Source organism: Streptomyces sp. NPDC001027, assembly GCF_040299045.1.
Classification (GTDB): domain Bacteria; phylum Actinomycetota; class Actinomycetes; order Streptomycetales; family Streptomycetaceae; genus Streptomyces.
This window is the reverse complement of the sequence record NZ_JBEPBI010000061.1, coordinates 17,395-43,009: the sequence shown is the minus strand read 5'-3', so window position 1 is coordinate 43,009 and position 25,615 is coordinate 17,395. Positions and strand designations below refer to the sequence as shown.

General features: G+C 70.9%; 52 protein-coding genes. 48 read left to right on the top strand and 4 right to left on the bottom strand.

What is annotated here, in order from left to right:
* The first annotated feature begins 162 nt into the window (after window positions 1–162).
* The 14 genes from ABT300_RS19095 to ABT300_RS19030 all read left to right on the top strand — a co-directional run bounded on the left by ABT300_RS19095 (window position 163) and on the right by ABT300_RS19030 (window position 5,370).
* Window positions 163–870, top strand: coding sequence for a hypothetical protein (locus tag ABT300_RS19095; protein ID WP_351676929.1), 708 nt, complete (start codon window positions 163–165; stop codon window positions 868–870).
* Window positions 863–1,195: a hypothetical protein gene (locus tag ABT300_RS19090; protein ID WP_351676926.1), complete on the top strand. Its 333-nt coding sequence runs from the start codon at window positions 863–865 to the stop codon at window positions 1,193–1,195. Before ABT300_RS19095 ends, ABT300_RS19090 begins: the two co-directional genes overlap by 8 nt.
* A complete protein-coding gene (locus ABT300_RS19085; protein WP_351676923.1) occupies window positions 1,192–1,788 on the top strand; it encodes a hypothetical protein in 597 nt (198 codons plus the stop codon). Before ABT300_RS19090 ends, ABT300_RS19085 begins: the two co-directional genes overlap by 4 nt.
* Window positions 1,788–2,234, top strand: coding sequence for a hypothetical protein (locus ABT300_RS19080; RefSeq protein WP_351676920.1), 447 nt, complete (start codon window positions 1,788–1,790; stop codon window positions 2,232–2,234). The genes ABT300_RS19085 and ABT300_RS19080 overlap by 1 nt, the downstream gene beginning before the upstream one ends.
* Complete coding sequence (locus tag ABT300_RS19075; RefSeq protein ID WP_351676917.1) at window positions 2,231–2,437, top strand: hypothetical protein; 207 nt, start codon at window positions 2,231–2,233, stop codon at window positions 2,435–2,437. The genes ABT300_RS19080 and ABT300_RS19075 overlap by 4 nt, the downstream gene beginning before the upstream one ends.
* Window positions 2,437–2,733 (top strand): hypothetical protein, encoded by a 297-nt coding sequence (locus ABT300_RS19070; protein WP_351676915.1) that lies wholly within the window; start codon window positions 2,437–2,439, stop codon window positions 2,731–2,733. Before ABT300_RS19075 ends, ABT300_RS19070 begins: the two co-directional genes overlap by 1 nt.
* Window positions 2,733–3,074 (top strand): WhiB family transcriptional regulator, encoded by a 342-nt coding sequence (locus ABT300_RS19065; RefSeq protein ID WP_351676913.1) that lies wholly within the window; start codon window positions 2,733–2,735, stop codon window positions 3,072–3,074. Before ABT300_RS19070 ends, ABT300_RS19065 begins: the two co-directional genes overlap by 1 nt.
* Before the next feature lie 225 nt (window positions 3,075–3,299).
* A complete protein-coding gene (locus ABT300_RS19060; RefSeq protein WP_351676911.1) occupies window positions 3,300–3,539 on the top strand; it encodes a hypothetical protein in 240 nt (79 codons plus the stop codon).
* A 37-nt stretch (window positions 3,540–3,576) separates the two neighbouring features.
* Window positions 3,577–3,717: a hypothetical protein gene (locus ABT300_RS19055; RefSeq protein WP_351676908.1), complete on the top strand. Its 141-nt coding sequence runs from the start codon at window positions 3,577–3,579 to the stop codon at window positions 3,715–3,717.
* Window positions 3,718–3,787: 70 nt separating this feature from the next.
* Window positions 3,788–4,096 carry a helix-turn-helix domain-containing protein gene (locus tag ABT300_RS19050; RefSeq protein WP_351676905.1) on the top strand — a complete coding sequence of 103 codons (309 nt, stop codon included), beginning with the start codon at window positions 3,788–3,790 and terminating at the stop codon, window positions 4,094–4,096.
* Window positions 4,096–4,527, top strand: coding sequence for a hypothetical protein (locus ABT300_RS19045; protein WP_351676903.1), 432 nt, complete (start codon window positions 4,096–4,098; stop codon window positions 4,525–4,527). The genes ABT300_RS19050 and ABT300_RS19045 overlap by 1 nt, the downstream gene beginning before the upstream one ends.
* The gene (locus ABT300_RS19040; RefSeq protein WP_351676900.1) at window positions 4,524–4,961 is read left to right on the top strand and encodes a hypothetical protein; all 438 of its coding nucleotides are present in this window, start codon (window positions 4,524–4,526) and stop codon (window positions 4,959–4,961) included. The genes ABT300_RS19045 and ABT300_RS19040 overlap by 4 nt, the downstream gene beginning before the upstream one ends.
* Window positions 4,958–5,146 (top strand): hypothetical protein, encoded by a 189-nt coding sequence (locus ABT300_RS19035; RefSeq protein WP_351676897.1) that lies wholly within the window; start codon window positions 4,958–4,960, stop codon window positions 5,144–5,146. The genes ABT300_RS19040 and ABT300_RS19035 overlap by 4 nt, the downstream gene beginning before the upstream one ends.
* Window positions 5,143–5,370 (top strand): hypothetical protein, encoded by a 228-nt coding sequence (locus ABT300_RS19030; RefSeq protein WP_351676894.1) that lies wholly within the window; start codon window positions 5,143–5,145, stop codon window positions 5,368–5,370. The genes ABT300_RS19035 and ABT300_RS19030 overlap by 4 nt, the downstream gene beginning before the upstream one ends.
* 9 nt (window positions 5,371–5,379) lie before the next feature.
* Here the strand turns inward: ABT300_RS19030 and ABT300_RS19025 are convergent, their stop codons facing one another.
* The gene (locus tag ABT300_RS19025; protein ID WP_351676892.1) at window positions 5,380–5,580 is read right to left on the bottom strand and encodes a hypothetical protein; all 201 of its coding nucleotides are present in this window, start codon (window positions 5,578–5,580) and stop codon (window positions 5,380–5,382) included.
* Between the two features lie 111 nt (window positions 5,581–5,691).
* Between ABT300_RS19025 and ABT300_RS19020 the strand changes: the two genes are divergently transcribed.
* The 10 genes from ABT300_RS19020 to ABT300_RS18975 all read left to right on the top strand — a co-directional run bounded on the left by ABT300_RS19020 (window position 5,692) and on the right by ABT300_RS18975 (window position 11,027).
* Window positions 5,692–6,270, top strand: a complete 579-nt coding sequence (locus ABT300_RS19020) for a GIY-YIG nuclease family protein (RefSeq protein WP_351676890.1) — start codon at window positions 5,692–5,694, stop codon at window positions 6,268–6,270.
* The gene (locus ABT300_RS19015) at window positions 6,267–7,598 is read left to right on the top strand and encodes a hypothetical protein (protein ID WP_351676888.1); all 1,332 of its coding nucleotides are present in this window, start codon (window positions 6,267–6,269) and stop codon (window positions 7,596–7,598) included. The genes ABT300_RS19020 and ABT300_RS19015 overlap by 4 nt, the downstream gene beginning before the upstream one ends.
* Before the next feature lie 56 nt (window positions 7,599–7,654).
* Entirely contained in the window at window positions 7,655–8,266 is a 612-nt protein-coding gene (locus ABT300_RS19010) for a hypothetical protein (RefSeq protein WP_351676886.1), read from the top strand.
* Window positions 8,267–8,338: 72 nt separating this feature from the next.
* Window positions 8,339–9,121: a hypothetical protein gene (locus ABT300_RS19005; RefSeq protein WP_351676884.1), complete on the top strand. Its 783-nt coding sequence runs from the start codon at window positions 8,339–8,341 to the stop codon at window positions 9,119–9,121.
* Window positions 9,122–9,367: 246 nt separating this feature from the next.
* Window positions 9,368–9,574 carry a hypothetical protein gene (locus ABT300_RS19000; protein ID WP_351676883.1) on the top strand — a complete coding sequence of 69 codons (207 nt, stop codon included), beginning with the start codon at window positions 9,368–9,370 and terminating at the stop codon, window positions 9,572–9,574.
* Window positions 9,571–9,750: a hypothetical protein gene (locus ABT300_RS18995; protein WP_351676881.1), complete on the top strand. Its 180-nt coding sequence runs from the start codon at window positions 9,571–9,573 to the stop codon at window positions 9,748–9,750. The genes ABT300_RS19000 and ABT300_RS18995 overlap by 4 nt, the downstream gene beginning before the upstream one ends.
* Window positions 9,747–10,064, top strand: a complete 318-nt coding sequence (locus tag ABT300_RS18990; protein ID WP_351676879.1) for a hypothetical protein — start codon at window positions 9,747–9,749, stop codon at window positions 10,062–10,064. Before ABT300_RS18995 ends, ABT300_RS18990 begins: the two co-directional genes overlap by 4 nt.
* Window positions 10,064–10,561: a hypothetical protein gene (locus ABT300_RS18985; protein WP_351676877.1), complete on the top strand. Its 498-nt coding sequence runs from the start codon at window positions 10,064–10,066 to the stop codon at window positions 10,559–10,561. Before ABT300_RS18990 ends, ABT300_RS18985 begins: the two co-directional genes overlap by 1 nt.
* A complete protein-coding gene (locus ABT300_RS18980) occupies window positions 10,561–10,827 on the top strand; it encodes a hypothetical protein (protein ID WP_351676875.1) in 267 nt (88 codons plus the stop codon). Before ABT300_RS18985 ends, ABT300_RS18980 begins: the two co-directional genes overlap by 1 nt.
* Window positions 10,824–11,027: a hypothetical protein gene (locus tag ABT300_RS18975; protein ID WP_351676873.1), complete on the top strand. Its 204-nt coding sequence runs from the start codon at window positions 10,824–10,826 to the stop codon at window positions 11,025–11,027. Before ABT300_RS18980 ends, ABT300_RS18975 begins: the two co-directional genes overlap by 4 nt.
* Window positions 11,028–11,165: 138 nt before the next feature.
* On the opposite strand, the gene ABT300_RS18970 is transcribed toward ABT300_RS18975, so the two are convergent.
* Together ABT300_RS18970 and ABT300_RS18965 are read right to left on the bottom strand one after the other, a co-directional pair.
* Window positions 11,166–11,513, bottom strand: a complete 348-nt coding sequence (locus tag ABT300_RS18970; protein ID WP_351676871.1) for a DUF6233 domain-containing protein — start codon at window positions 11,511–11,513, stop codon at window positions 11,166–11,168.
* Between the two features lie 63 nt (window positions 11,514–11,576).
* Complete coding sequence (locus ABT300_RS18965; protein ID WP_351676869.1) at window positions 11,577–11,903, bottom strand: hypothetical protein; 327 nt, start codon at window positions 11,901–11,903, stop codon at window positions 11,577–11,579.
* A 306-nt stretch (window positions 11,904–12,209) separates the two neighbouring features.
* Here ABT300_RS18965 and ABT300_RS18960 point away from each other — a divergent pair, with 306 nt between their 5' ends.
* From ABT300_RS18960 to ABT300_RS18930, 7 genes are all read left to right on the top strand, one after another.
* Window positions 12,210–12,389 carry a hypothetical protein gene (locus ABT300_RS18960; RefSeq protein WP_351676867.1) on the top strand — a complete coding sequence of 60 codons (180 nt, stop codon included), beginning with the start codon at window positions 12,210–12,212 and terminating at the stop codon, window positions 12,387–12,389.
* Entirely contained in the window at window positions 12,389–12,622 is a 234-nt protein-coding gene (locus ABT300_RS18955; RefSeq protein ID WP_306952461.1) for a hypothetical protein, read from the top strand. Before ABT300_RS18960 ends, ABT300_RS18955 begins: the two co-directional genes overlap by 1 nt.
* 76 nt (window positions 12,623–12,698) lie before the next feature.
* The gene (locus tag ABT300_RS18950; RefSeq protein ID WP_351676864.1) at window positions 12,699–13,214 is read left to right on the top strand and encodes a hypothetical protein; all 516 of its coding nucleotides are present in this window, start codon (window positions 12,699–12,701) and stop codon (window positions 13,212–13,214) included.
* Window positions 13,211–14,011 carry a hypothetical protein gene (locus ABT300_RS18945; RefSeq protein WP_351676862.1) on the top strand — a complete coding sequence of 267 codons (801 nt, stop codon included), beginning with the start codon at window positions 13,211–13,213 and terminating at the stop codon, window positions 14,009–14,011. The genes ABT300_RS18950 and ABT300_RS18945 overlap by 4 nt, the downstream gene beginning before the upstream one ends.
* Window positions 14,012–14,045: 34 nt before the next feature.
* A complete protein-coding gene (locus tag ABT300_RS18940) occupies window positions 14,046–14,462 on the top strand; it encodes a hypothetical protein (RefSeq protein ID WP_351676860.1) in 417 nt (138 codons plus the stop codon).
* Window positions 14,459–15,538, top strand: a complete 1,080-nt coding sequence (locus ABT300_RS18935; protein ID WP_351676858.1) for a hypothetical protein — start codon at window positions 14,459–14,461, stop codon at window positions 15,536–15,538. The genes ABT300_RS18940 and ABT300_RS18935 overlap by 4 nt, the downstream gene beginning before the upstream one ends.
* 120 nt (window positions 15,539–15,658) lie before the next feature.
* Complete coding sequence (locus ABT300_RS18930; protein WP_351676856.1) at window positions 15,659–15,913, top strand: hypothetical protein; 255 nt, start codon at window positions 15,659–15,661, stop codon at window positions 15,911–15,913.
* 56 nt (window positions 15,914–15,969) lie between these two features.
* Here ABT300_RS18930 and ABT300_RS18925 read toward each other — a convergent pair whose 3' ends face one another.
* The gene (locus tag ABT300_RS18925; RefSeq protein ID WP_351676854.1) at window positions 15,970–16,257 is read right to left on the bottom strand and encodes a hypothetical protein; all 288 of its coding nucleotides are present in this window, start codon (window positions 16,255–16,257) and stop codon (window positions 15,970–15,972) included.
* Window positions 16,258–16,428: 171 nt separating this feature from the next.
* Between ABT300_RS18925 and ABT300_RS18920 the strand changes: the two genes are divergently transcribed.
* From ABT300_RS18920 to ABT300_RS18840, 17 genes are all read left to right on the top strand, one after another.
* Complete coding sequence (locus tag ABT300_RS18920; RefSeq protein ID WP_351676852.1) at window positions 16,429–16,644, top strand: hypothetical protein; 216 nt, start codon at window positions 16,429–16,431, stop codon at window positions 16,642–16,644.
* 67 nt (window positions 16,645–16,711) lie between these two features.
* Window positions 16,712–17,401, top strand: coding sequence for a hypothetical protein (locus ABT300_RS18915; protein ID WP_351676850.1), 690 nt, complete (start codon window positions 16,712–16,714; stop codon window positions 17,399–17,401).
* A 35-nt stretch (window positions 17,402–17,436) separates the two neighbouring features.
* Window positions 17,437–17,793, top strand: coding sequence for a hypothetical protein (locus ABT300_RS18910; RefSeq protein ID WP_351676848.1), 357 nt, complete (start codon window positions 17,437–17,439; stop codon window positions 17,791–17,793).
* A gap of 32 nt (window positions 17,794–17,825) precedes the next feature.
* Window positions 17,826–18,089 carry a hypothetical protein gene (locus tag ABT300_RS18905; protein WP_351676846.1) on the top strand — a complete coding sequence of 88 codons (264 nt, stop codon included), beginning with the start codon at window positions 17,826–17,828 and terminating at the stop codon, window positions 18,087–18,089.
* Window positions 18,090–18,269: 180 nt separating this feature from the next.
* Window positions 18,270–18,611, top strand: coding sequence for a hypothetical protein (locus tag ABT300_RS18900; protein WP_351676843.1), 342 nt, complete (start codon window positions 18,270–18,272; stop codon window positions 18,609–18,611).
* A gap of 19 nt (window positions 18,612–18,630) precedes the next feature.
* Entirely contained in the window at window positions 18,631–19,155 is a 525-nt protein-coding gene (locus ABT300_RS18895) for a hypothetical protein (protein ID WP_351676840.1), read from the top strand.
* A 66-nt stretch (window positions 19,156–19,221) separates the two neighbouring features.
* Window positions 19,222–19,596, top strand: a complete 375-nt coding sequence (locus ABT300_RS18890; RefSeq protein ID WP_351676837.1) for a hypothetical protein — start codon at window positions 19,222–19,224, stop codon at window positions 19,594–19,596.
* 51 nt (window positions 19,597–19,647) lie between these two features.
* On the top strand, window positions 19,648–20,538 hold the full coding sequence (locus ABT300_RS18885) for a hypothetical protein (RefSeq protein WP_351676835.1): 891 nt from the start codon (window positions 19,648–19,650) through the stop codon (window positions 20,536–20,538).
* A gap of 25 nt (window positions 20,539–20,563) precedes the next feature.
* Entirely contained in the window at window positions 20,564–20,710 is a 147-nt protein-coding gene (locus ABT300_RS18880; RefSeq protein WP_351676832.1) for a hypothetical protein, read from the top strand.
* A gap of 19 nt (window positions 20,711–20,729) precedes the next feature.
* Window positions 20,730–20,909, top strand: a complete 180-nt coding sequence (locus tag ABT300_RS18875; RefSeq protein WP_351676829.1) for a hypothetical protein — start codon at window positions 20,730–20,732, stop codon at window positions 20,907–20,909.
* Between the two features lie 127 nt (window positions 20,910–21,036).
* A complete protein-coding gene (locus ABT300_RS18870) occupies window positions 21,037–21,291 on the top strand; it encodes a hypothetical protein (RefSeq protein WP_351676826.1) in 255 nt (84 codons plus the stop codon).
* Window positions 21,292–21,355: 64 nt separating this feature from the next.
* Window positions 21,356–22,411 carry an N-6 DNA methylase gene (locus ABT300_RS18865; RefSeq protein WP_351676824.1) on the top strand — a complete coding sequence of 352 codons (1,056 nt, stop codon included), beginning with the start codon at window positions 21,356–21,358 and terminating at the stop codon, window positions 22,409–22,411.
* Window positions 22,412–22,438: 27 nt separating this feature from the next.
* Window positions 22,439–22,732 carry a hypothetical protein gene (locus tag ABT300_RS18860; RefSeq protein ID WP_351676821.1) on the top strand — a complete coding sequence of 98 codons (294 nt, stop codon included), beginning with the start codon at window positions 22,439–22,441 and terminating at the stop codon, window positions 22,730–22,732.
* Between the two features lie 23 nt (window positions 22,733–22,755).
* The gene (locus ABT300_RS18855; protein WP_351676818.1) at window positions 22,756–22,980 is read left to right on the top strand and encodes a hypothetical protein; all 225 of its coding nucleotides are present in this window, start codon (window positions 22,756–22,758) and stop codon (window positions 22,978–22,980) included.
* A gap of 141 nt (window positions 22,981–23,121) precedes the next feature.
* The gene (locus ABT300_RS18850) at window positions 23,122–24,657 is read left to right on the top strand and encodes a hypothetical protein (RefSeq protein ID WP_351676816.1); all 1,536 of its coding nucleotides are present in this window, start codon (window positions 23,122–23,124) and stop codon (window positions 24,655–24,657) included.
* Window positions 24,658–24,747: 90 nt separating this feature from the next.
* Window positions 24,748–25,230 carry a hypothetical protein gene (locus ABT300_RS18845; protein ID WP_351676813.1) on the top strand — a complete coding sequence of 161 codons (483 nt, stop codon included), beginning with the start codon at window positions 24,748–24,750 and terminating at the stop codon, window positions 25,228–25,230.
* Between the two features lie 63 nt (window positions 25,231–25,293).
* Window positions 25,294–25,488, top strand: coding sequence for a hypothetical protein (locus tag ABT300_RS18840; RefSeq protein ID WP_351676811.1), 195 nt, complete (start codon window positions 25,294–25,296; stop codon window positions 25,486–25,488).
* Window positions 25,489–25,615 lie beyond the last annotated feature (127 nt).

Here is a 25,615-nt window from a genome sequence, read left to right as displayed (position 1 = left end):
CCCCACCCAGCCGGCCCCGCCCGCGCTGTGGCTGGAAGGCCGCGCCGATCTCGCCGATTTCGACCACTGCCCGCAGGAGAACCGCCGGAGACCGCACGCGATACGCGTGGACGGCTCCCGGTGCCGCTTCTGCTGCGGACACGAGACCCCGGGACGAACCTCATGACGCAACCCCTCGCAACCTGCCCGCCTCCGGAGCCGCAGAAGCTCCGACCGGCACAGCTGCCGTGCCCCAACTGCTCGTGCTGCTCCGCCGTGCTGTGCGAACGCGGCCGGAACGACATCGGTGAGTGCATCGCCCACACCCCCGCGGACCATGCCGCCACCGTCGCCGACTGCCCGTGCTCGGCGGAGACCACGCGCGGCACGCACGCGTGGCGGGCGGCCATGCTCCGGATCACGAAGCACGCGACCGAGAACCCGATGGCACCCCAGGCGCAGAGCATCCTCCACGCCCTCGCCGGTGACGCCATGGCGTTCGAGGACCCCAAGGGGCACCTGCGGACGCTGCGCTCCCTGCGGTACGTCACCGGCTCCGAGCCGGCGTACCAGATCACGGACTTCGGGCGCCGCTACCTGGCCGCGGTCACCGAGCCTCGCTTCACGACCCCCGTCGAGGTCGAGTCGGTCGACCTCAAGCTGCGCACGGCCCGCGTCGTGGTCGTCGGCTGGAACATCGCAGATCCCGTGACGGTGCTCCTCGACCCGATCCGTCAGTCGACCGGGCTGAACCCGGAGCAGCTGATCGGCCGGTTCCTGGAGGCCAAGGCCAACTGCTACGCCCAGACCGCCGACGACATCGTTCTGACGCGGATCCAGTTGGCGCCGCCGCTGCCCGAGAACTGGATGACCGGGGGCAGCGGTGAGTGAGCCCCTGAAGACCGTGGTCACGGTGATCGCCGTCGACGAGGGCAGCCGGCTCGACTGCTGCGACGAGGACACGGCTCACGTATGGGTGCGAGTGACCGTGTGGTCGCCGCGCCGCGCCTACCTGACCGGTGCATCCCCGTTCGTTGCAGCGTCCGGCGAAGAGGCCGCTGCCCTGGTTGGGCTGCGGTTCTTCGCGGACCTCGACCTCGACGACCCACCCAGCAACACCGACACGGACGGCGAACGGCTGGAGTGGCCCGGCCTCGCCCTCTGCCCGCCCATCCCCGCCGAGTGGCTCGCTGGCGGGGAAGGGGGCGCCCGGTGAAGAGCATCAACCGGTTCGAGTCCTTCCCGGAGCCGGCCCTCGAGATTCCGCCCGGCCCGTCGGTCGTCGGTGTCGACACGTCCCTGACCGCGACCGGTCTCGCCTCGTCGGAGGGCTGGTGCCGGGTCATCGGCTACGAGGACAAGAAGAACCCCATCACGAAGATGCCGCACGCTGAACGGCTCTTCACCATGCGGCGCGTCCTCGACGCAGTCATCGACGCCGTCGGGCGCCCCGATCTTGCCGTGATCGAGACGGCAGCCCTGTCGCGGGCCGGCGGCGGCGCGCACGAGCGCGGCTGGCTGTGGTGGCGGGTCTACGAGCGGCTGACTGACGCCGGAATCCCTATCGGATTCCTGACGCCGAACCAGCGGATCTTGTACGCCACCGGCAAAGGCACGGGACAGAAGACGGCCGTCGTGGACGGTGTCGCCCGCCGGTGGCCCCAGTGGCGGACCGGCGGCAACGACAACGCCGCCGACGCCGTAGCCCTCATGGCGGCGGGCCGTGACTGGCTGCTCGCCCCCATCGCCGACGTGCCCAAGACACATCGCGCCGCAATCGACAAGGCGACCTGGCCGGAGGTGCAGTGATGAGCAGCACGATCGTCGACGTCAGCGACGACCAGATACTTCGCGCCCTGCTCGACGTGGAGGACATCTCGAACCGGGCTGTCGCTGACCTGCTGGGGTGCCCGTACCGGCGGGTCGAGGAGGTCCGTAAGCGGGCCGGACTGCCCACGTACGTGCGTGGCCGCCGGGCCGCCTACGCCACGCTGAAGGAAGCTTTCCTCGCTCAGGTCGAGCCTGTGCAGGGCGGTCACCTGCGGTGGACCGGCCCGCGTGAGAAGACGGGTACGCCCGTCGTGCGGTGGCGCCGCCTCCTGGACACCGCGTACCGGGTCGCGTTCCGGTTGCACCACCAGCGTGAGCCGGTCGGCTACCTGACCCGGTCGTGCAAGATCCCCGGCTGTGTCGCCGGCGCACACCAGGAAGACCGGCCGATGCGCGAGGCCCGCACCGCTGGGAGCGCCTCATGACGGACCTGCGCGCGGTCGCCACGTGGGCCGCTGGTGTTGATTTCGTGGCCGTCGACCGCGTCCTGAACGGCACGCTCTCGCCCAAGGAGCTGCGGCCGGAAGAACTGAGGTACGCGGCGCAGGCGTCGCAGGCCTCCGCGCGCAGTGTCGCGAAGCTCCTCGCGGTGTCCGAGAAGACCGTCGCGGACTGGCGGGAGGCGTGATGGACACCGTTGTTCTCGTCCTGATCTCCGTCGCCGAGGTCGTCGACTGGGTTCGGGCGCTCGGCTGGTGGCTCGTGCCGATCATCACGCCCGGCCTGGCCGTGTGGGTGTGGCTGTGGCTGCGGCCGACGGGCAGGCACCGGAGGCCCGTCCCGCACCGGCCGGTCCCGCCCCCGCGGCCCTCGCCGCCGGTGGTCGACCTCGACGACGACGCCGACTCGGCCACGATCGTCTTCCAGCCGGTCACCTACGCCGACGCGCCCACCGCGTCCGGCGGCGGGGAGGCCGACCGCTGATGCCTCGTCCAAGCCGCTTCGCCCCGGGCGGGCTTCCCCGCCCGCCGCACTGGTCCGACGACGCCGCATGCCGCGACTCCCGGGACGAGGCCGTGTTCTTCCCCGAGGACTTCGGCGTGGGCCTCGCCCACATCATCGCGGCGGAGGCCAAGGCGTACTGCGGGCGCTGCCCGGTGCGTGAGGCGTGCCTCGCGGCGGCGCTGGAGCGGCGCGAGCCCGCCGGGGTGTGGGGCGGCTTGGACAGCGACGAGCGTCGGGCGATCAGGCGACGGCAGCAGCGGCGCGCCCGCCGGCGGAAGGAGGGCGCTCATGCCGCGCCCGAAGCGGCCGACGCTGCCTGACCTCCCGCCGAGCGGAGTCCTCGACTGGTCCGACGCGAAATGCCACTGGGCCGAACGGAAACGGCCGTGTCGCTACTGCAAGGGGCCGACGAACCTCCGCGACGAGGAAGGCCGCCCCTCTCACAAGACCTGTGCGGAGACGCACCGGGCCCGCAGGCAGGCGTACGCCGCACAGCAGTACGCCGACCGGGGCCAACTCACAGACCAGCAGACAGGAGTGGATTGATGCGCAAGGTGATCGGAGTGGCGGTGGCCCTCGTCATCGTCGGCGCGCTCGTCGCCGTCGAGCTGGCCGCCGCGCACACGGGGAAGGGCGGCTCCCGCAGCAGCGGGCGCAAGTCGAGCTCGGGCAAGTCCGGCCAGGGGCCGGGCAAGACGTCCGGCCGAAGCGGCAGCCGCCACGGCACCGGCCACAGCAGCACGAGCCACGGCTACCGGCATGCGGACGGCGACTGCGACGACTGACCGGCCCGACCCCCGCCAGCTCGAAAGGAAACACCCCATGCACTACAGCCCGTTCCGCCGGCTCATCGTCGGCCTCGCCGGCGGCCTCATCGCCTGGGCGCTGACCGCGTTCCTGCCGTTCGTCGCCCCGTGGGCGCCTGTGATCGGCGTGGGCGTCGCCCTCGTCCTCTGGGCCTGAACCGCCCGCCCGGGGCCGCACCACGCGGCCCCGGCCCCCTCAACCACCCTGCACAGAAAGGTCCGTTTGCGTGGACGTCGCTGCCCTCTACGAGGAAGGCCTGAGCATCCATGGCGTCGCGGCAGAGACCGGCCGCTGCTACTCGAACGTTCGGCGGGAGCTGCTGCGCGCCGGGGTGAAACTCCGCCAGAGCGGCGGCCGACCCGTCGACGTCGATCCGGTCGCCGAGTACCTCGCCGGCCTGTACCGGCGCGGCCTGAGCCTGCGCGCCATCCAGCAGCGCGAGGGCTACGGCTACGACTTCATACGGACGCGTCTCCTCGCCGCCGGCGTCCAGCTCCGCGACCACGCGGGACGGTCCCGGAAGGCGGTCGCCTGATGGATCAGCAAGAGCTGTCCCGGCTCACGTCGGCCGCGCTCGCCCGCGCCATCGACGGCGACATGGACGGGGCGGCCACCGCGATCGTCGAGATCGGGCGGAACAGCCCGGACGGGTACGACGTGTACGCGGCGTGCTGCGGCTTCGCGGAAGCCGCCCGGCAGGCCATGGTCACGCTGGACGGCGGAGACCCGCACGGGCCCGGCCGCGAGGGTGGCTGGGGGATGCGCCCCATCGACGACGGGGACCAGGTCGACGCGCCGCTGCTGTTCGCGCGGCGGTTCATCGTCGCCTACGCCAACGGCGACCAAGACAACACGCTCGCCCTGTGGAGGGCTGCGCTCCTCGCCAGCCACGCCGAATACGTGGCCTCCGTCGCCTCTCTCCTGGCGACCGCCGCACGCCTCGCGAACCAGGCGGCCGCCCGGTGACCCGCTACTTCCACGGAGGCGTCGTCGGCCTCAAGCCCGGCGACCTCGTCACCCCGCACCAGCCGGCCATCGTCGACGACTGCCCGATCTGCGTGGCCCGCGCGAAAGGAGACACGTACACCGACGAACACGGCCGGATCGTCGACCCCCCGACCGGGCGCCCCGACCGGGTCTACATCACCACCGACCGCGAGTACGCCCGGTTCTACGCCTCGAAGGTGTGGCTCGGAGACCTGTACGTCGTCGAGCCCGTCGGGGAGCTCCAGGAGTCCACCGAGGACCCGTTCCCCACGTGGACGTGCGAGGCGGCCCGCGTGCTGTCGGTGTACAACCGCGCCGTCCGGCTCACCCCCGGCCAGCGGCGGACGCTGTCCCACCGGTGGGCCCGCGCCGACATGGCCTCCGCCCTCGAAGCGTTGGCGGCCGGCCGGTGACCCACATCGCGCTGTTCGTCTTCGTCGTCACAGCCACCGCCGCCGGCCTCCTCGGACACCCGCACGTCCTGGCCCGGGCGGCACACCGCACCATCACCCAGGCCTCACACCGGCATGCCCGCGACCGGCACATCGCCCGCCTGCAACCCATCCCGTCGTGGATACGAAACGAGGGCGAGCGATGACCCCGGGCACGCCCCCGCCGCTCGGCGACTGCCAGCTGTGCCGCACCCGAAGGCACCTGTTCCCGCACAAGTCGAGGCATGACGGACTGGTGCGGAACCTGTGCGTGGGCTGCCACGGGTCGGCCACGGCCACAGAGGAGCGCGGCGGGTTCCTGGACTTCGACCAGGCGTTCACGCACGGCTCAGACGACGACCTTCTGTCGTGGCTGCGGGGTGACGTGTGATGCCAACGGTCATGCCGAGGGTTCACCGGCGGGCTTGGTCAGCAGGTGCTCGGCGGCCTGGGCGAGGTCCAGCGGGACGATCGCCGCGACCCGCTTCCCGCGCTGCATCACGTAGGCGATTTTCCGGTCGGCGATCACGTCGAGAACGACGTTCCCCAGGGACGCGCGAAGTTCCCGAAGGCCGTATTCAGCACTTGTGTTCTCTGCCATGCCGTAAGGGTATCCGATGTACTTTTGAGTGCTCTAGAGTACACATTGGAGAGCGGGGGCCCTTGCCCCCTGATCCCTCCTGACCAGCACGAATCCGAGAGCGAGCACCACGTGAGCTACACACAGCTCCCCGTCGCGTTGATCTTCGACAACCGGCTGAGCCTCCGCGCCAAGGGGCTGGTCGGTGAGATCGCGAGCTACGCGAAAGAGCCGAAAGGCTCGATGCCGTCTCTCACCGACTGCGGACCGGACGGTCGTGACGCCGTCCTACGTGCGCTCGCTGAGCTGGAGCGCTTCGGCTACCTGAAGCGAGAGCAACACCGCGGGCCCAACGGTCAGTTGAACGGCATGGTGTACCGGCTCTCCTGGGGCCCGGTCATCGTGCAGGGCACGAGCGCGACGGAGCTCTCTACGACTGGCTGGGCCTATGCCATGCGGCCTGACGGGTCGAGTGCGGTCAAGATCGGATGCAGTGCGAATCCCGCCGAGCGTCTCCGGGGCGTGCAGACGAGTCAGCCGACCCACGTGCGGATCATCTGGAAGGCCAAGGGCGGCAGGGCCCTTGAGAGCCACCTGCACGGCGTGTTCGAGCCCTACCGCATCCGTGGCGAGTGGTTCGACTTCGCTGGCCGCGACGCGGTCGCCCTGATCTCCCACGCCGCAGACGAATGGGCGGGGAGCCGCCGATGACCACGCCCGACGAGGTGGCCGTTGGCGACGATTGGCCGTCCACGTTCGCCAAGGTGCCGGACTGGATCACCTTGCATCCAGACCTCAAGGCGCAAGCGGTACGCGCGTACGCGTTCCTTGCCATGCACGCACCGACGGACGGACGTCGCCGCATCGCCTTCCCTGGCCAGACGTCCATAGCCCGCGCGCTTCAGGTCAGCCGTGCCGACAAGGTCATTCCGTACCTCCGCTCCCTGGAGCAGGTCGGCGCAATCAGGACCGAGGAGATCGCGACGCCGAAGGGGCGCGCGAACCGGTATGTGCTGCGGTTCAACCCGCCGCCTGGCTACACCGGCCCGACCTGCCTCCGCGACTTCTACGGCGCCAGGAAGGACGACGTCGAGAGCCCGTGGGGAGGCTGGTCGGCAGCGACAGCGCCCCTCAGGCCGTCCTCTACCGGGTCTACCCGAAAAGAGGGATACCCCCGAGAAGAGGTAGACCCGTCTACCCGAGAACAGGTAGACGGGTCTACCCGAGAACAGGGATCTAAGAAGACCAACAGGAACCAGACCAAGGAAGATCAAGACCCTGCGCCTTCGGCGCGTAGCGCCGCTGACGTCCGTAGGACTGGTGCAGGTAGTAGCGCGCGAGGGAACGGCGGCTCCGCCGCGACGGGCAAGCCTGTTCTGACGGGTGAGGAGAGGCGGGCGGTCCGGGCTGTCGGGGCTGCGCTTCCTCGGCCGCTCCTTGCTGCGCTGCCTGGCCAGCGGATCCCGGGCAACAACCACCGCGCGGTGCTCGCCGCCTTGGACGCGCGGACGATCGAGCAGGTCGCCGAGCGGATCGGTCGTCGCTGGGTGTCGTGGGGCTTCGAGCCCGCGTTCCACCTCGGCGAGATCCGCAACCCGATCGGTGCGGCCATGGCGCTGATCGGGCCGACGCCGTACTGCCCGGACCCGTCGTGTGAGGACCGCGTCATGGTCGACACAGGCGCGGAGTGCCGGGCGTGTGCCGAGCGGCGCGCGAACCGCCGCGCGGCCTACAACCGCGGCGAGGATCCGCGCCGGACCGGCGGCGCTGCCGCGCCGCGCGCGGAGTGCGTCGACTGCGGTCGGCCGCTGGTCGGCGACGTCCTCGGCGACGGGACGTGCAGGGGATGCCGCGACATGCCCGTCACCGCTCTGGCCGCACTCAAGGCGCGATGGGCAGCCGAGGACCGCGCACGTGCCGAGACGCAGGCCCTCGAGGAGGAGGCCGCCCGCCGCCGCGAGGCGCGCCGCGCGGCCGACGAGCAGCCCGAACTCGCCTACCCCCAGATGCCCCAGCAGGGCGGCCCACCGCCGTTCTAGGCCCGCCGCACCCACCCGCCGGCCCCCAGGCCGGACCACGAAGGAGGAACCCGCTCATGACATGGAATCCGCGGCTTGACGTCGTCGAGGCGCTCGAAGCGTTCGGCTGGGTCGGTGACGAGGACAACCCGCTCGGGCTGCTCCGCCACGGCGGCGCCGTCTGGGGTGTGACCAGCAACGCCGGCGACTCCAGCCTGACTGAACCGGGCGGTGCCGTCGTCGAATTCCCCGGCGACGCGTCCGTGGACCTCGTCGTCGCCGCGTGTCTCGCCACCTCCGGCCAGCTCCTGGACCTGGTCGCCCGGGCGGGCCGCCTACGTATCGCGCTCGCCTCGGCGAAGCGCCGCGCCCAGCGCAGGCAGCCGCACGAGCGGGAAGGGCTGATCTTCCACCTGGAACGGCAGAACAGTCGGCTGTCGGCGTTCGCCCGCCTCGCGAACGAGACCGCGCAGATGTGCGCGCGGAACTGGGACGAGACCCGTGAAGAGGCCGCGAAGGCGCGGGGAGCGAACGGCGAGCTCCATGAGCGGATCGCCGGCCTGGAACGCCGGATCACCGGCCTCGAGCGCGAACTGGCCGCCGAGAGGTGCCGGTGCCCGGAACCCGCCACAGCGTGCGACGGCTGCGGCGACACCTGCCACGACCAGCCCGCACCCGCCCCCGCCTGACGTCAGCGGCACCCGCCCTCAAGGCAACTGAGGGCGGGCGCCGCCCCGATCACATCACACCGAGGAGATCCAATGCAGTACGAAGCCCCCGCGGACCTGCGAGCGTTCCTGCGTCTCTGCCTGGACCCGGGCCCCGGCCGCGACAAGCGGACCCCCGTCCGTCTGGTGGAGATCCTGCCGCCGCCGCTCCACGACGAACTGCTGCGGCACGCCCCGCACCTGCGCCCGATACGGCACCGCGCCGACGCGCTCGCCGAGCAGCAGCACGCCGCGCGCCAGGAGTACGCAGACGCGCTCGCCGCATGGATCCACGGCGAGGAGCCGAAGCCCGCACCGGACACCGAGGAGCGGTACGTGATCGGCCGGGACGGCGTCTTCGCGACCCTGTACGACCGGCAGGAACACCGCCCTGTCGTGGAGAACGCGACCGAGGAGCACTGCCGTCAGGTGCGGGACGAGCTGCTCGCCATCGAGGACAGGCCGTGCGTGAAGTGCAGCGCACCCTTCGCCTCTCACATCGCGTGGGCGGCCGGGCACCTGTACGTGGATCCCGGCGAGCCGAAGCAGCAGCCGGCCCCGGCGCGGCGTCGGTCGAGGCCGCTCATGGAGGCCGCCGCGGCGGCGTACGACGCCGTGGTCTCGCACGCCGCGACGTGCGGCACCTGCTGGCCCGGCATGCGCCTGGAGGAGATGTGCGGCGACGGGCAGCGTGCGGCGGTCGCCGCACTCGACGTGCCCACGGACTGCACGCACGACGGCTCCGACGACTTCCGTACCGCAGCCGGCCAGGTGATCCGGGCCCGCTGCCCCGACTGCGGCGAGCGCCTGGCACCCGAATGCGCACACCTCGCCTGAGAGGTCCTCAGCGAGTACCGCAACGCCCGCCAGCTGTGGGTCAAGTCCCGCAAGTGCGGCGACTGCGGCGAGCACCTGGACCCGCTCGTCGACCCGGAACCCCACTGGCCCGACAAGGCCGTGGAGGCCTGCCCCGGCTTCGAGAAGGCCTACCAGGGCGAGAGCGACGCCAAGCGGCGGCTCGCCCCGTGCACGTACTGCCGCCAACCGAAATCCGCCCACCGAGACCGACCGTGAGAAAGACCGATGAGCTCATTCCCCTGCCCCGCCCCCGCCTGTGAGAGCACCCGCAAAGCGGGCCAATACCTGTGCTGGGACTGCTGGGACGCCCTCCCCGCCCCGGCCCGGCGCGCACTGGGCATCCGTGACGACCTCGCCATGGCCCGCCTCCGGGTCCTGCACCGCCAGCTCACCGCCGGAACCCTCCCGCACGAAATCGAGATACGCCTGTGAACAACGACTGCCGCCAGGCCCGCGCCCTCACGACACCGCCGCGCCTCGACCCGGGGCCGGGGCACGGCGGCCTGTACTGCTTCGGCGAGTTCGGCGACGTCCTGTGCATCCGCCCGGCCGGCGACGCCCACAGCTACCACGTGCCCTACCGGCCAGGCCCCGGGGAGCGGCCGTGACCGACACGCAGCTGCTCGCCTTCGCCCTGGCCTGCATGTGGGTCGGCGGCTACGCCACCGGCCGGGGCCGCATCGTCCGACGCCTCGTCCGGTGGGCCGACTGGCAGGTCGCCTACGCCTCCCGCCACTCGCCCTGTTTCTGGACCGCCGTACCGATCCTCCTCGTCTCAGCCGGCTGCCTCTGGGTCTTCCGGCCCCACCGCACCCTGACCAACTACCGCGCGTGGAAGGCCCGGCAAGAGCCGGTGCCCGTTCCCCGACGCGACCCCGACTGGGCCGCCAGGCGCGCCCACGACACGAACGGAGACACCTGATGGGACAGGCGACGGACGCGATCCTCGTCTACGGCTACGACCTCGGCGGCCCCGACGAGGGCTGGAAAGTCCACGGCCTCGGCAAGTACGGCGAACTGCCCCCGCTCGACTGGTACGACGAAGACGCAGACGAAGACGACAACGACTTCGTGAGCGCCGTCGAGAGCCGGATGCTGGCCGTCGTCGCCGGGTTCACCGAGCAGTGCGAGCCCGACGCCCGCGAGAACGGCTACTACGACCGCAAGACGGCAGCGGAGAAGCGAATCGGCGTCGTAACCGAGATGTACTGCTCGCACTCGTCGCCCATGTACGCGCTCGCCGCGCACTCGACGACCGTGCACCGCGGGCACATCGAGTACCTCGACCCGGACGACATGCTCAGCCGGCCGGCCACGCAGGACTGGGACAGCCGCCTGGTCGTTGCCCTCGACGCTCTCGGCCTGACTCCCCTCGAGCAGCGCCCCCGCTGGTTCCTCGTCTCCTACGGGGACCTGTGATGCCCAGCCCCTCCCAGCCCATGGAGCTGACCATGCGTCTCACCCTTCTCACCCCCGACCAGGCCCGCGCCGTCGGCGCTCTCTTCGAACGCCTCACCGCCTGGGGGCGCCGCATCCGCGAGCAGCTCGCCGCCCTCGCCCAACGCATCGGCGAAGCAGCCCGCAGCCTCGCCCGCCACGCCGTCCAGGTCCGCGCCGCCGCGCGCCGCCCCGACCGGCCGGCCTGGGCCAGCCCGTACGGCCCCGCACCGAAGGGACACCGATGACCACCCCGCCCACCGGCCACGACACCGACCCGACAGGGACCGAAGGGACCGAGGCCCAAACTGAGCCCGAGCACGACAACGGCGTCCGCATCGAGTACCGGGCCCGCGTCCCCTGGCACATGATGGGCGCCGCACTCACTGAAGCGTTCGCCCACATCAGCCGCGAGACGCAGCAGCAGGGCCCTCCGCCCTCCGACTGACGACCCGGAAAACGCGCAGGGCCCCCAACGGGATTGCTGGGGGCCCTGATGCGTGGACGCGCATATTCAGCGTAGGGAGTTACTGTCGGTACGTCGATGTAAGCGATCAACGGATCGGGTTGCCGGACCTCGGCCGGCCTACTCCGGAATCACCCGCAGAGCCGTGTCGGGGTTGCAGAATTCGCAGGCGCCGACATGTGCGTACAGCGCACGCCGCGCCTGGTCCTCCGTGATCGCCTGGACTCGGACGCCCTGCGCCATGTGGCACCCACCCCGGTGAACCTGCATCGGCGGACTCCCCACTCCGATGCCCCGCTCGATCAGCCACTCCGGCTTAGGGCGCCGCTCCTCGGCCCTCCGCTGCGCGGCCTCCCGCTCCTCCTCGGCGGCGATCCACCCGTCCACCTGGGCGAGGCTCGCCGCAGCCTGCTGCACGATCACGCGACGCGCGAAGCGCAGCAGCTCCAGACGAGACGGCTCGGTCATGCGTTCGATTCTATGGCTGATTTCGCACCGGGGGCTCGCGGGGTGAAGATCGGAAGGGCTCCATCACGTCTCAGGCCGTTCCTTCGCTGCCCGCTCGTTCTTCTTGCGCTGAGCTCCGCTCAGGCCCTTGCCGATCTGCTGGGCGCGCTCGGGCGTGACCTTGCCGATGATCGCCGCGATCTCGGGCCACGTCTTCGCGTGATTGTCGCGAAGGGAGTTGACCCGAAGCTCGCGCAGTTGTCGCAGCTCGGCGCCCAAGTCCGGCCAGACGCGCAAGGCCTCCGAGACGGCCGCTGTGCATTCGGCGTCGTCTTCGATCGCTGCGAACTCCGCAATGGCTTCCCGCAGTTTCGTCACCTGCTCGGGCACCTCCCTTGGTTCATCGGCCAACGCCCCGCTCCTTCCATCTGCCAGGGCGCGACAACGCGACACCAACCCTAGGGCTTGCCCTCCTCAATGCCAAGCCCTAGGGTTTGTATCTGCGAGGCCGCACCCACCGGTCTCGTACGTACAGAACAGCCCCCGGTCGGGGCCTGAGAAACGCCGACCGGGGGCCCACGCCAGACCTGCCGTTAACAGGAGCTGACGCATGACACAGGTTACTGACGCGCGCTCGGGATATGGCCCGGACGTCGCGAACGACGAGATGAAGACGGGCACCGCACGCGCCGCCCGGGTGCTTGGGGCGGTGGGCCAGTGACCCGCCGGATCGACACCAAGACGCCGAACCAGGTCGCGGCCAATCCAGCCACGGTCGAGGCCTGCAAGCAGGACATGGCGGGTGCGGACGGGAAGGGCCCGGGACGCAGGCAGGCGAACGCAGCCGTCCAGCTCGGCCTAGTCCGCTCCGTCGGCACCGCAAGGGCGGCCGAGTAGTGGGGCTCTTTGACGGGGTCCGTGCCGCGTTCGGTGGCGGCCCCCGCTACACCCCGGCGGTTTCCCGGTACGCCCCGACGCGCGAGCAGGACAAGAACGCGAAGGTCCGGGCGAAGGAGGCCGAGCAGGCGGCCGGCCGTCGACGCCGCCACAGGGCGGCCGTCGCGAAGAAGGGTGACGCGGCCGGCGTTCGCTTCGGCTTCGACGACGGGCGCGGGCACCGCCGCACCTGACCGCGCATGACCGGCCGGGCCCGCGTGTCCCACGCGGGCCCGGCGTCACATCCCACCGCATTCGAAGGATCACACCGTGAGCACACCGCCCGCCGTCGGTAAGAACGCCTCCGTCAAGGTCGACGCACAGATGTACGACGACCTTGAGACGATGCTCGCCACCGGTATGAAGGTGTCGGACGCCGTGCGATCCGCGTTGCACATCGTCGCCGGCATCTACCGCAAGGTGTGGGACGCCGGCGCCGTGCCGACACACGCGCGTCCGACGATCGAACGGTTCTGGATCACACGGTGCGACCCCGGTCAGTGGCCTGCACCCGGCACCGTGCAGATGACCGTTCCCACCGTCTACTGGGACCGTCCGACGCCGGATCCCACCGGTGCGACCGCCCGTCCGACCCCTGGTCCGACCGGTGCGACGCCCCGTCCGACCCCTGGCCCCACCCATGCGACGGCCCGTCCGACGCGGCGTCCCACCGGCAGCCCTCCGTCGTACCCGGCGGTCCCGGCCAGTGTGACCGTGCTCGCCCCGCGTCCGACACCGGTACGACCGGACGGGCCCGCAGAGACAGCCCAAGGACACCAGCCGTGAACGAGGTCGACGAGGGCGAGACGAAGGTACGAGCGGCGCTGCGCCGTCTCGGTGCCCGCCCGGCCGGGCACGCCGCCGAAGAGGAGCAGCCCGCGCCCGTGATCCCGCCCCGCCCCGACTACGCCCCCGACGTTCCCGCGTCCCGGCCCGGGCGGGGGAGTGGCCGCCTGCCCGACTGGTGGGTCAAGGACAAGCCGTCACTCGAAGAGCCCGCCACCGCCGCCGACGCCCCTGCCGCCGAGGAGCCCGCCGCCGGCGACGACGACCAGCCCGCCCCGGCGCCCCGGCCGCACGGCCGCAACGTCGAGAAGGTCACCGGCCCGGACCTGGGCGAAGAGCCCGACGAAGAGCCCGGAGAGGACGACGACGAGCCGGTGGGGGAGAAGCGGCGGGGGAAGTGGTCCACGCGACTGCGCCGCCCGGACCGCGAGCCCACCCGGCCGCCGTTCGCGTCCCCCGTGCCGCTCCACCGCTCCGTCGAGAAGCGGTCTCTCCCCGAGCTGATCGGGGCGATCCCCGCACACCGGAAGTGGGTGCTGTACGCGGCCAGCGGGGTCGCCGCCGGCTGGTACTTCGGCATCCCCCAGTTCGCCCGCGATGCAACGGCGAGCGTTGCACAGCACGGCGGCCCGTTGCGCGACAACCCGGACGTCTACTTCTGGGGCGTTGCAGCGGTCATCGCGCTCAGCCTCGACCGCGCCACCCGCCGGTCCTGGTTCCTGATCGCCTGGGCGACCCGCGGCCTCACCGTCAGCCTCGTCGTCGGCGCACTGCTGTACGGCAACCCCATCGCCTGACCCCGCCACCCCTCGCACAGCAAAGGACAGAACAGTGAAAGCCCTGATCCCCACTCTCGGGATCGTCTCCTTCGCCCTCGTGCTCACCGCCGTGCTGATCCTCGGCACCAAGGAGCAGAAGGTCGGCAAGGCGAAGCCGCTCGGCTGGTGGTGGACGCTCGGCCTCGCCATGCTCGCCGGGACCTCGTACACGGCCGCCGGATGGCCGTTCAACATCGTGCCCCAGCTCGTCATGGGCGATGGCGTCGGCCTGGCGCACGCCGTCATGCCCGGGATCTCCCTGCCGGGCCTCACGCTGCTGGTCCTGGTGTTCATGGCCTGGCTGGGGCTCACCCGACGTCAGGTCGCCATTACCGGCATCATCCTGGTCCACCTCATGGCGGGCGCAGGCGGCGGCTTCGGCACCCTCGTCCAGCGGATCCACGCCATCGCGATGCACTTCGCGTCATGACGACCGAGGTCAACGAGCCCGAGCCCGAGGTGGGGGAGAGGCCCGAGAAGATGCGGGCCCTCGCCATGCCGGACCTGCGCCCGTACGCCGACCCCAAGGCCGTTGCACACGTCGCATGGCAGGGCATCGCAGCGAGCCGCAAGCCGGCGGCCAGCGTTGCACGTCGCACCGCGGCGGGCATCGCAGCCGTTGCACGGTCCTTCTGGGCCGGGAACCGGACCCTCGCCAGCCTGCTGTACGGCTGGCTCACCGGCGCCCACGGCAAGCAGCTCTCGATCCCCGCCCGCCTCGGAGCAGTGGTCGTGATCCTCCTCGCCACCGCCCACACCATCGCCGAGCACCGCACCCGCGCGGTGCTCGGCGTCGCCGGCGTGTGGCTGCTCGTGGCCGTCACGACCGCCAGCGGCAAGCTCGACCGAATCCTCGGCAAGAAGAAGGAGCAGCCGAAGGCCCCCGAGAAGACTCCGGAGAAGGGCCAGGAAACGGACCCGCACGAACGCCGCCGAGGCCTCGCCCGGCTGCTCCGCCAGACCCCCGAGCAAGCCCCCGCCGCCACCCCCGTCAAGGCCGTCGACCAGGCCCCCGCCGAGGCCCCCGTGGAGGCCGCTGCGGAGCCCCCGCTGATAGCCCTGATCCGGGAACTGACCGGCGACGACAACGGGGTCCACCTGGGGGTCCTCCGGCCGGCTATGCGGGAGCGTCTCCCGGGCCTCGCCGAGGCCGGCGACAAGCAGCTCCGGCAGGTGCTCCGGGAGGCCGGATTCGACCCCTCCCGCACCTTCCGGGCGAGGGGGGTCGCCGGGCGGGCTGGAGTGCACCGCAGCGAGCTGCCTCCGCTCCCCTCCCCTGGAAGCCGCCCAGAGGACTCCCCGCGCCACTCTCCGCCACCGGAGAGTGGCGCTGACCTGCGGAAATCTCCGGTAGCGGAGAGTGCCCCGGAGAGCGGTCGGAGAGGCCGCAAGGGGGTCCCGGAGGGATGGACGGAGGAGGAAGTCGCCAAGCGGGAGCGATGGGTGAACGACCCTGAGCGGGGCCCCCACGCGTGGATCAGAGAGCGACTGGAAGGCGTCGATTGACCGGCCGGCGCAGCGAACCGAACAGTCCGTAAGAGGAGCGAAAGGCAGGGAACCATGGGCCAGCTGAGGGCAGCGTCCTCCATCATGAGCGGTGACAAGACGCGAGTGAGGAGGGCGCCCGTGGGCGGGCCGTACGCGTACCGCTGTCCGCAGTGCCGCACGACGTCGGAGCCGGTCGAGACGAAGGCGGAGGCGCGCGGCGAAGGCCGGGAGCACCGGGACGAGTTCCACGGCGGTCACCACCCGGACGGCGAGGAGATCATCCGCGCGCAGTACGGGCCGACGCGGTGGAGCGACATGGAGACCTGGGAGAAGGTCGCCTCGGTCTGCATCGTGCTGGCGCTGCTGGTCGGCGTCTGGGTCAAGACGGGCTGACGGGAACGACGAAGGGCCGCACCTCCGACGGGGTGCGGCCCTTCGTGCTGTCGGGGCTAGTCCTGCTTCTTGGCCTTGTTGGGCTGGCGGGGCGGGACGCCGTGCTCGGTGCCGATGATGCGCAGCGTCGCCTCGGTCCACGGCACGAGCGGGTGGTTGGCGACGGCCGCGTACGGCAGGTCGGTGTCGGCCTTCAGCTCGTCGGCCAGTGCCTTGCGCGCCGCATGGCGCGTCTTCTCCTCCTCTTCGAGGGCTTTCTTCCACGCGGCGAGGGCGTCGAGGACGGCGTCGCTGGGCTTGTACTCGGGCAGCGGCTTGCCGCCGCGGTTGAAGAGCTCGGGCATGGCTCCAGTCTTTCACGATGCGGTTTGGTCAAACCGATTGAACGTCAGCGTGAGCAGCGAACCTTTGCCGCCAATTTACTGAACATGGTTGTTAAAACTGGATAGGGCAAGGCGATTTGGAAAGAATAGGTGTAGCACCACAAACCGCCCCCAGACAGGAAGGAAGCGCTCGTGCCCACCACGGACGAACTCAACCTCCAGCCCGGCGACCTCGTCGAAGGCGTCGCATCCGGAAGCACCCACGGCTCCGTCCTCCGGCGCCGCCTCGACCGCAAGCCCTGGTCCCACATCGGCAGCGACGGCCGCGAACACACGACCGTCAGCGACGGCAAGGGCGTCGACAGCCTCTACACCGACACGATCCGGATCATCGAGCGCGCTCGCTAACCCAACTGACTGCTGGTCGCCTGCCACCTGGCGGGCGGCCCCCACCCCAGGGAGGAACGAACCGATCATGAGTACCTACGCCGAGCGCCTCGCCGCCGCCTCACCGCTGGCCGGCGCCGCGTACCAGTTCGCGGAGATCGTCGAGGCCACCGACAAGGCCCGTGCCGCGAAGGAGGCCGGCCCGAAGGTGTGGCACTTCGCCAGCAGTGCCGACGCCCGTACCGCCGCCGACCGCGAACAGGTCGCCGACGGGGACGTCCTGGTCGTCGAGTCCGAGCGGATCGTCGGCTTCGTCGTCATCCACCTGCCGGTCGCCATCACCGAGCAGCACGGCGCTTTCCACTCGTACGAGAAGCTCGCGAAGCCCGCCCGCGACTACTGCAAGGGCGACTACATCCCCAGCGTCGAGCGTGCCGAGCAGGTGGCCATTGAGCTGGGCTACGAGCTGGCCGACCCGTCCGCCGCACAAGCGGCCCGCATCACGGCCGGCCTGCCCGTCGCCTTCGAGACCCCGCGCATGCTCGTCGAGCCCGCTGACGTCCTGCACGCCTTCGGCGCCCGCCTGAACGTCGTCGACACCGGGGTGCGGATCGACGCCGAGAACGGCCGGGGGGAATGGTGGGCGCTCGTCGAGGGCGCCACCGAGGAGGACGGCCGCCGGACCTACCGCGGCCGGTGGGCGTTTGCCGTGCCCGTCGAGACCGCGGCATGGGACGTCGTGACCGTCGAGCGGGTCGTTCCGGCCCCGAGTGCGTGACCGGAACCGACAACACGAGAGAAAGGGCAGCGACAGTGACGCAGAACTTCGAGACCTTCAAGGGCCAGATCGAGCGTGCGTTGTCCGCGTGCGGGGTGGAGCCACACGCGGTGTGCGAGGTGGACGCCGCCGCGACCTATCTGACCGAGGACCAGCACACGAACGCGCCGGACGAGTTCTGGACGGTGGTCCGCCGCTTCCGTCGCGCGCCTGAGCGGGAGGCCGCGATCGACCGGGCGGTCCTCGTCGACGACCTCGAACTGGAGCTGACGGGAGGGTGCGGGCGCTGCGGTCTGGAAGCCGACTGGATGTGCGTCGCCTGCGGGCGCTGCAACTGCGACCGGCACGACCAGTGCACCCGGCCCGCCGCCGAAGCGGCCCCGACCGCCTGACAGCAACGAGAAGTCACCACAAGAACCCACCAGTGGAGGAAGAGATGATGGGCGGATACCCCGCAGGTAAGCCGGTTGAACGATTCACGGGCGCAGGGGCCTGGGCGGCCGCAGGCCGTGTCCTTCCGGACGACAGCGACATCGCGCACGCGACGGTCGCCGACCTCGTCGTCACCTTCGCGTCGGTGATGGAGAACATGACGCGGACCAACAACACGACGTCGCTCGCTCAGCTGGGCCGGTACGCCGGGCAGCTCTGGTGGGAGATGACGGGCCGGGGTGTCGAGTTCAAGTGAACGCCGCCCTCGTAATCCGAGCACCCAGCTGACCAGGGGGACGAGGGAGCCGCAGGCTCGTAACCTGCGGTTTTCTTTGCGACTCCTTTACTGAATCAGCTTGTTAAAACTGGCTAGGGCAAGTCGATTTGGAAAGAATGGAAGTAGTTCAAACATCACCAACCAAGACAGGAGCGGGCCATGCGCGCACAGAAGGCGACCGCCCAGCACAGGTGCCTGAAGTGCCGCAGGCCGCTGAAGAACGCCAGCCCGGACGGACTCGGACCCACGTGCAGGCGCAAGGTGCGCCGCGCGGCCCGGACCGAGTCCGTCCACCCGAAGCCGCAGGCCGCCAAAGCGGCCGAGCTGCTCGAACTCGGCGCCGTGATCCCGCTCCGCCAGAACCGGATCTTCCTCGTCGTCTCCGACGACGGCACGGAGGTCTACCGGACCGCCGCCACCGGCCAGTGCAACTGCCCGGCCGGCCTGCGCTCCGCCCGCTGCTATCACGCGGTCGCCGCTGAGTGGCTGGCCGCCGCCTGATCACGAAGGAAGGACACCCATGTCTGCCTACCTCGCCACCGCGCGCCGCCTGAACCACCTCGCCGCCGTCGTACGCGGCCGCGCCTACCACCCGCAGCGCTACATGATCGAGACGCTCGCCGGCGCCATCGAGGACGCCGCGATCGCCCTCCAGACGTACCCGGTCGACGAGCCCGGCCAGCTCCCCCAGGGCGCGACGGACGCCCTGCGCGAGGCCACTGACCTGCTCACGCAGAACGACTTCATGATCCCGGCCGCGATCATCGGCTACGCAACCGCGCCGGTCACCGGCGACATGCCGAAGATGGCACCGCTCAACGCGGTCAGCGTGCGCCTCGCACGCGAGGACGCAGACCTCCGCGCCCGCCGGTTCGCCCTCGTCGAGCACGGCCACCTCAACTCGCGCGACGAAGAGGTGCTGAACGCGGCCCTCACCGCACTGATCGTCCTGCACCGCAAGCACGAGCGCCTGGCCGCCGCCGTCGCCGTCGACAACGACCGGCCCTGCAACCGCGGCAAGGCCCCCGCCGACCTCGCCCGCTGACCCCCTCCCGGCCCGGCCCCGACCCGGGGGCCTGGCCCCGCCACGAGCAGAAGGAAGAACCACGCCATGAGCACCGCCATCCTTGACCGCCTCGCCGCCGTCGGCACCGGCGACAGGCCCAGCCGCATCCGCCTCGCCGACGGCAAGACGATCACCGTCCACGCCGGCCCGTACGCCACCTGCCTGCCCTGCCCCGGCGCCTCCGGCCCCTACGGCGCGCCCCGCGACTACGCGGGCCCGTACACGCACCTGGAGGTGTACCTCGACGAAGGGATCACGCCCGGCCACGGCGAAGGCTGGGAGCTGGAGGACTCCTGGGAGATGCACCTGACCTCCGGAGACGAGCCGGTGAAGGGCCGCCTGATCTACGAGGTGCCCGTCGAAGATGTCCGCGCCCTCATCGAGGAGCACGGCGGCGAGCACGCCGAACAGAACGCCTGACCACTCCCGGCCCGGCAAGGGCCGGGCCACCACCCGAGAAAGGAAACGATCGTGCCGATCTACCTGCGCGCACCCGAAGCCCCGGCCGGCGGGCCAGACGGGAAAGGCTGGAACAGGCTCAGCCTCAACGCGCACTTCGGCTTCCCCGCCCAGTGCGCCCTGCGTCCCCGACGCTGGGGTGCGCTCCTGGAATCCCAGGACACGCGGCGGGCCCGCTGGGGAGGGTTCGGGGTCTGCATCAACCGCGGCAACTGCGAGGACTGCCCCCTGCGGAAGGCGATCAACGAGCAGCCCACCACCGTGGAGGTGAACGCCCCCAGGGTCCTGGTGCGCATCGAGCCGCTCTACGCGGGGGACGACGCGGTGTTCAATGCCGGGCCGGACGGCTGGCGGCTGTGGGTCACGACCGGCCCCGACGACCGCGACTACCGCAACCGGCGGCCGTGGGTCTGGGAGGACGCCGCTCGTGTGCACGGCTGGGACCTCGGCCGCCCGTACGGCGACGAGCACGGCGAGGGCTTCTGGCTGGAGCGCACCACCCGCGTTCCCGCGTGGGGCTGCGTCATCGCGAGCCGCGCGCGGCCGTCCTTCACCCGGCACGGGTTCCGGGTGAACGGGACGCGGGTTGCGTTCCTGCACCACTACGAGGCGTGCGAGCACGGCGAGGAGTTGCTGAACGCGATCTCCCACGCCTGCCCCGGCCCGGACGGCGCCGACGAGGAGCGCGTCTCGGTCCGCTCGTTCCAGAGCCTGGAGCTGACGCCGCAGCCAGTCGGCGGCGTCCGCTTCCACGTCGAGGTCACCAACATGAGCGTGCACATCAAGGCCACCGCGGGCCTGCGGGACGAGAAGGCCCGGCTGTCGCTCACCGGCTCCGGCTGGACCGCCGAGCGCGTACGAGCCGCCGCCGAAGCGCTCCGCACGCACCTCGCAGACCACTGACCCGCCTCGACAGACCGGAGCCACGATGCCCCGCCCGCAAGCCCTGGACGTCGACCACCCGGAGAACAGCGAAGAGCGGTGCGCCCACTGCCACTGCTCGGAGAACGAGTTCACCCCGGGCTGCAACTGCCCCAACCTCATGGACTGCCCCGCCAGGTGCGGGCAGCCCTGACCAGAACAGGAAGACGACCGTGAGCAAGAAGCGCTGCCCGATCTGCTCCACCGGCGGCGAGTGCCTCCAGTGCGACGGGTGTGAGGCCCACGAGGACCAGCCCTGCAAGCCCTGGTGCGAGCACTACGAGGACGACAGGTACGAGACCGGGCCGGAGACCCCGTCGGCGTACGAGGAGCCCGTAGCGCCCGGCTGGTAGCTACCTGACCTGCTTTCTTTTACGTTCTTTTACTGAAACGACTTGTCTAAACTGGCTAGGGCAAGCCGTTTCGGAAAGAATGAAAGTAGTTCAAACCACACCAACCCGCCCAGACAGGGAGCCAGCCATGAACGCCACCCGAACCGCCGCGATCTTCACCGCCGCGACCACCGCCACGAACTGGACGAACACGAACCTCGGCCTCACCACCAGGGTCGGCGTGGAGGGATACGACTACACGGTCCGCCTCCCCAAGGGCAGCGGCAAGGCGTTCATCGCGGGCCGCGACGGCTTCGGCGGCAGCGAGTTCCTCGACGTGGAGGCCACCTGGGCTCAGACCTTCGAGATCGTCGAGGCGGCCATGGCGGCCACCCGCATCTGACCACCTCAACCCGAGCCCGGCACCCGAAGGTGCCGGGCTCGACCCATGCCCGCACGGAGGGCCCATGGAACAGCTCGACCTGTTCGCCGAACTCGGCGAGCCCGAACCCCCCACGCCCGAGAAGACGATCACCTTGCCGAAGCCGACCGCCGGCCAGTACGCGAGCATCGCGGAGAGACCGCCCCAGCAGCCGGCCCTCATCCCGGACGCGGACCCGGCCCCAGCCCGGCTCCGCCCGGAGTTCGCCATCCGCCCTGCCAACGGCGTCACCTTCGGCGAGGCCGTCGCGGACGCCTGGCACGGCTCGCACGGCGGGAACCGCATGGAGACCCCCGTGGGCATCGTCGCCACCCTGGCGCTGTGGCCGCAGAAGGGACACCCGCGTACCCTGGCCGACTTCCTGCGCGGCCTGGACGCCGAGCAGCTCATCGCCTGCGTCCGCGAGGTCGCCGCCTACTGGTGGATGCGGCGCCCCGACCTCATCGACACCGCGTCGGTGCTGTTCCGCTGGGCGGAGGCCGAGACGTTCACGAAGAACGAGCTGGCCGCCATCCGGGCCACGTTCCACGCGGCACTGAAAGCGAACGCGCTCGACCACACCGGGCACGAGGACCCGGCGTGGAACTCGGAGATCGACCTGATGTCGTGGGCGGTCACCACCCTGCGGCACAAGTCCGCCAGGTCCGGCCTGGGCGAGTACCACACGCCCCCAGAGGTGTGCGACATGATGGCCGCCCAGATGCTCGGCCACGACCCCGCGCAGATCGGGGACGGCTACTCGGTCCACGACCCGTGCGCGGGCACCGGCGGCATGTTCCGGTCGGCCGTCAACCACATGCGGAGCATGGGCATCGACCCGGCCCGCATGACGTGGTTCGCGCAGGAGCTCGACCCGATCGCGGCAGCGGGCTGCGCCGTCAACATGATCGTGTGGGGGATGGGCCCGAACGCCATGGTGGCCTGCGGTGACACGCTCACCGAGCACAACATGTGGCAGCGCGCAGTGGAGCACCGGCGGCTGCTGGTCAAGGCGCGGGACGACGCCGCGGCCGCCATGGCGATCGCCCGCGCGTTGCACCAGGTCGAGCGCCTCGTCTCCAGAACCACAGAAGCCGCCTGACCGGCAGAACCCGAGAAAGGAAATCAGATGACCCATGAGTACGCGTTCGACGTCACCCTCGCGGCCACGATCCGCGTGAAAGCCGCAACGCTCGAGGAAGCGGTGATCATCGTCCGCGAGTCGCAGGGCGTGGACGGCATGACGTACAACCACGGCACCGCCCACCTCGGAGAGTGGTCGACGATCGGAACCCCGAACCTGTTCGAGGTCGACGACGTCAACGTGGAGGAGTTCGACCTCGCCCCGCCCACGCCCCTTCGCCGGCTCCGGGCTGCGCTCCTGCGGCTCGTGGCGGCCTGCACGGAGAGGCGGAGCCGGTGAGCAGCGCGCAGCAACCGCGGTCCGTGGCAGCGCCCGCCTTGACGGGCCTCGACCAGATCGCCGACGCCCTGGAGATCGCGGCCGCCGTCATCGACGGCAGCGACGAGGGGGACGACGGCCCCGTGTGCCGCACGTGCGGCGACGAGTACCCGGAATTCGGTGACGGCTGGGAAGGCGAATGCCCGAGCTGCGCCGACCGGACCCACCTCGCCGAGTACGGGGATGACGACCCCGAAGACGGCGACTGACCCCGCAGACCGCTTCTGACCTGCGCATCCTTAGACGTTCTTTTAACGAAACGGCTTGCCAAAACTGGCTAGGGCAAGCCGTTTCGGAAAGAATGAGAGTAGTTCAACCACCACCCAACCCGCGCGAAAGGAAGGCCCCGAATGGCCGCCGCACCGCACTCCGCCTCGATCGCCCGCATCCTGCGCGGCCTCGGCCTCACCCAGGGCAAGGGCTGCGACTTCCGCGTCACCGGCGACTACCGCAACGGCGAGCGGATCGGCACGTTCGTCCTTGTCCTCACCCGCCACGCGAACGAGGTGATCGCCGAGCACGCCGACGAGATCGAGCGCCTGTCCGATGAGGCCGGGTGGGTGTTCCGCGTGTCCGTCCGCTACCACGACCGCAAGCGCCCGACGGTGAGCGTCGCGAACTACGGCAGCCGCGTGCGCGAGGAGCCCCCCGCGAGCGCGGACGCCCTCGAGGCGGCCGAGCCCGCCGAGGAGGCCGCGCCCGTGGCGGCCGAAGAGCCCGCGCGCGAGGAAACGGCCGGGCGGCCGGCGATCGTGCCCGCCGTCCTCGCCTGGCTGTGGGCCGACGACCACAGGGCCCCGATCTGCTCGCCCCTGCGGCACATGATCCTCAGCAAGGAATGCGACAAGTACGGGCGCCCGACACGGGCCGCGTTCGAGCGGATCGCGGCCGAGCTGAACGCGCTCCCCGCCGACCCGCCCGCCCTCGCCCAGCTGTGGGCCGACGACCCCCAGGCCCCGGTGTGCTCGCCCCTGCGCGACATGATCCGGTACGACGAGTGCGGCGACGACGAGCAGCCGACGATGGCCGCATTCGAGCGGATCGCCGCCGAGGTACGGGCGCTGGCCCTCCCCGTGGCAGAGCCCCAGCACGAGGAGTACGGGCCGCGCGCACTGCCCCCGGCCGAGTCCGAGCCCGCAGCCGAGGAGGTGCCCCTGAGGGCCCGGCGCCTGGAGCGGGCGCAGGCGGAGGCGCTGGGCTGGTCGGCGGGGCAGGCCGAGCTGGTCGCCGCCGCGGCCGCCGGACAACTGCACCGGGACTTCGGCGCCGTCCTGCGGATCGTGCCCGTACCGGGGCACCCCGGGCGGGTGACGTCGATGCACCGGCTCGGTCCGCTGGTCGACGCCGGGTTCCTCGCCGTCGGTGAGCCGGACTCCACCGGCCGGCGTGCCGTCCGCGTCACCCCGGACGGCCGCCACGCCCTGGCCGTGTGGAAGCGGTGGCGGCCCCGGCCGGTGGAGATGACCCACAACGACGAGTGCGAGCGGCTGCGCCCGCTGCTGTACGGCGCGCAGGCCAGACGGCTCGCCGCCGTCGCCCGCGAGGAGGAGGCGCAGGGGCGGCGCTACCGCGAGGAGCTGCGGGCGGCGACGCGGCGGCTGTACGAGTGGGAGGAGCGCGAGGAACGGCTGCGGGCGGCGTGGGCGCGGGTGAACGGCATCCGGTCCGCGTTCCAGCGGCGGCCGGTCGGCTGGGTGCCAACCGGCGAGGAGATCGCCGAGCACGGGCTCGACCCGGAGGTGGTGGCCGAGCTGCGGGCGGACGCCGAGAACCCGAAGCCGAAGCCCGACCTGCCGACCGGCCGGCGTGTCGAGCGTGCCGAGCTGCCGCCCCTGGAGGCGGACGCGCAGACCCCTGAACAGCTTTCTTTGCCTTCCTTTTGCTAAATTGGATTGTTAAAACTGGCTAGGGCAAGCCGTTTCGGACAGAATGAAAGTAGTTCAAAACGCACCAATCAGCCGAGAAAGGGATACGTCATGACGAACCTCCTCCCCTACATCACCTCCGGTCTGCGCTTCGCCCCCGACGACACCCCCTGCCGACCGGGCGCCTTCAGCTGCAACTACAGGGGCGAGGGGCCGGCCATGGCGATCCACACCTGGAAGGGCCGCCACCTGTGTGCGTACCACTCGCCGTTCGACAACAAGTACGTGCCGTGCGCGGAGTGCGGCGAGAAGCCCGCCCTGATGGACGGCGACGGGGTGTGCGACGACTGCCTGGTCGCCATCAACCGGGTCACGGAGTACGACCACTACCTGGCCATGACCGGAGCGCACGACCTGCGTCACCCGAATCGGCCCGCCCCGGTCGACCTCCCCGTGAGCGACTACGTCGACTACCACACCAAGGAGAAGGTCGGAGCGAACGGGGCGGCCGGCCGCGTCCGCGACGAGGGCGGGGAGCGCGCCGCGAACGGCCGGTACGTGTCCGACGCCCAGGCCTCCTACTGTGCCGCCTGACAGCCCCCCACCGGCCCGGCGCCGCCGGGCCGGCCCCCGTCGCACGAAGGAAGGACCGAGGACATGGCGACGAAGAGGACGAACGAGCTGGTGGCCAAGCTCCGCGAGAACGGCGCCCAGGTGGTGAAGCGCGGATCGCGGTGGCGTGTGACCCAGCCGGGCAAGGGCCTGGGCTTCCTGGCGACCACGGACCCGACGGACCGCAACGGATTCGACAACAAGATCGCCGACCTGAGACGCAAGGGCTACCGGGTGTGAGCCGCTGACCTGCTTTCTTTTCCATTCTCTTACCGAAACGGCTTGTTAAAACTGGCTAGGGCAAGCCGTTTCGGAAAGAATGAAAGTAGTTCAAACCACCCCACCAGTCACGGCCAGAGGAGAGCGC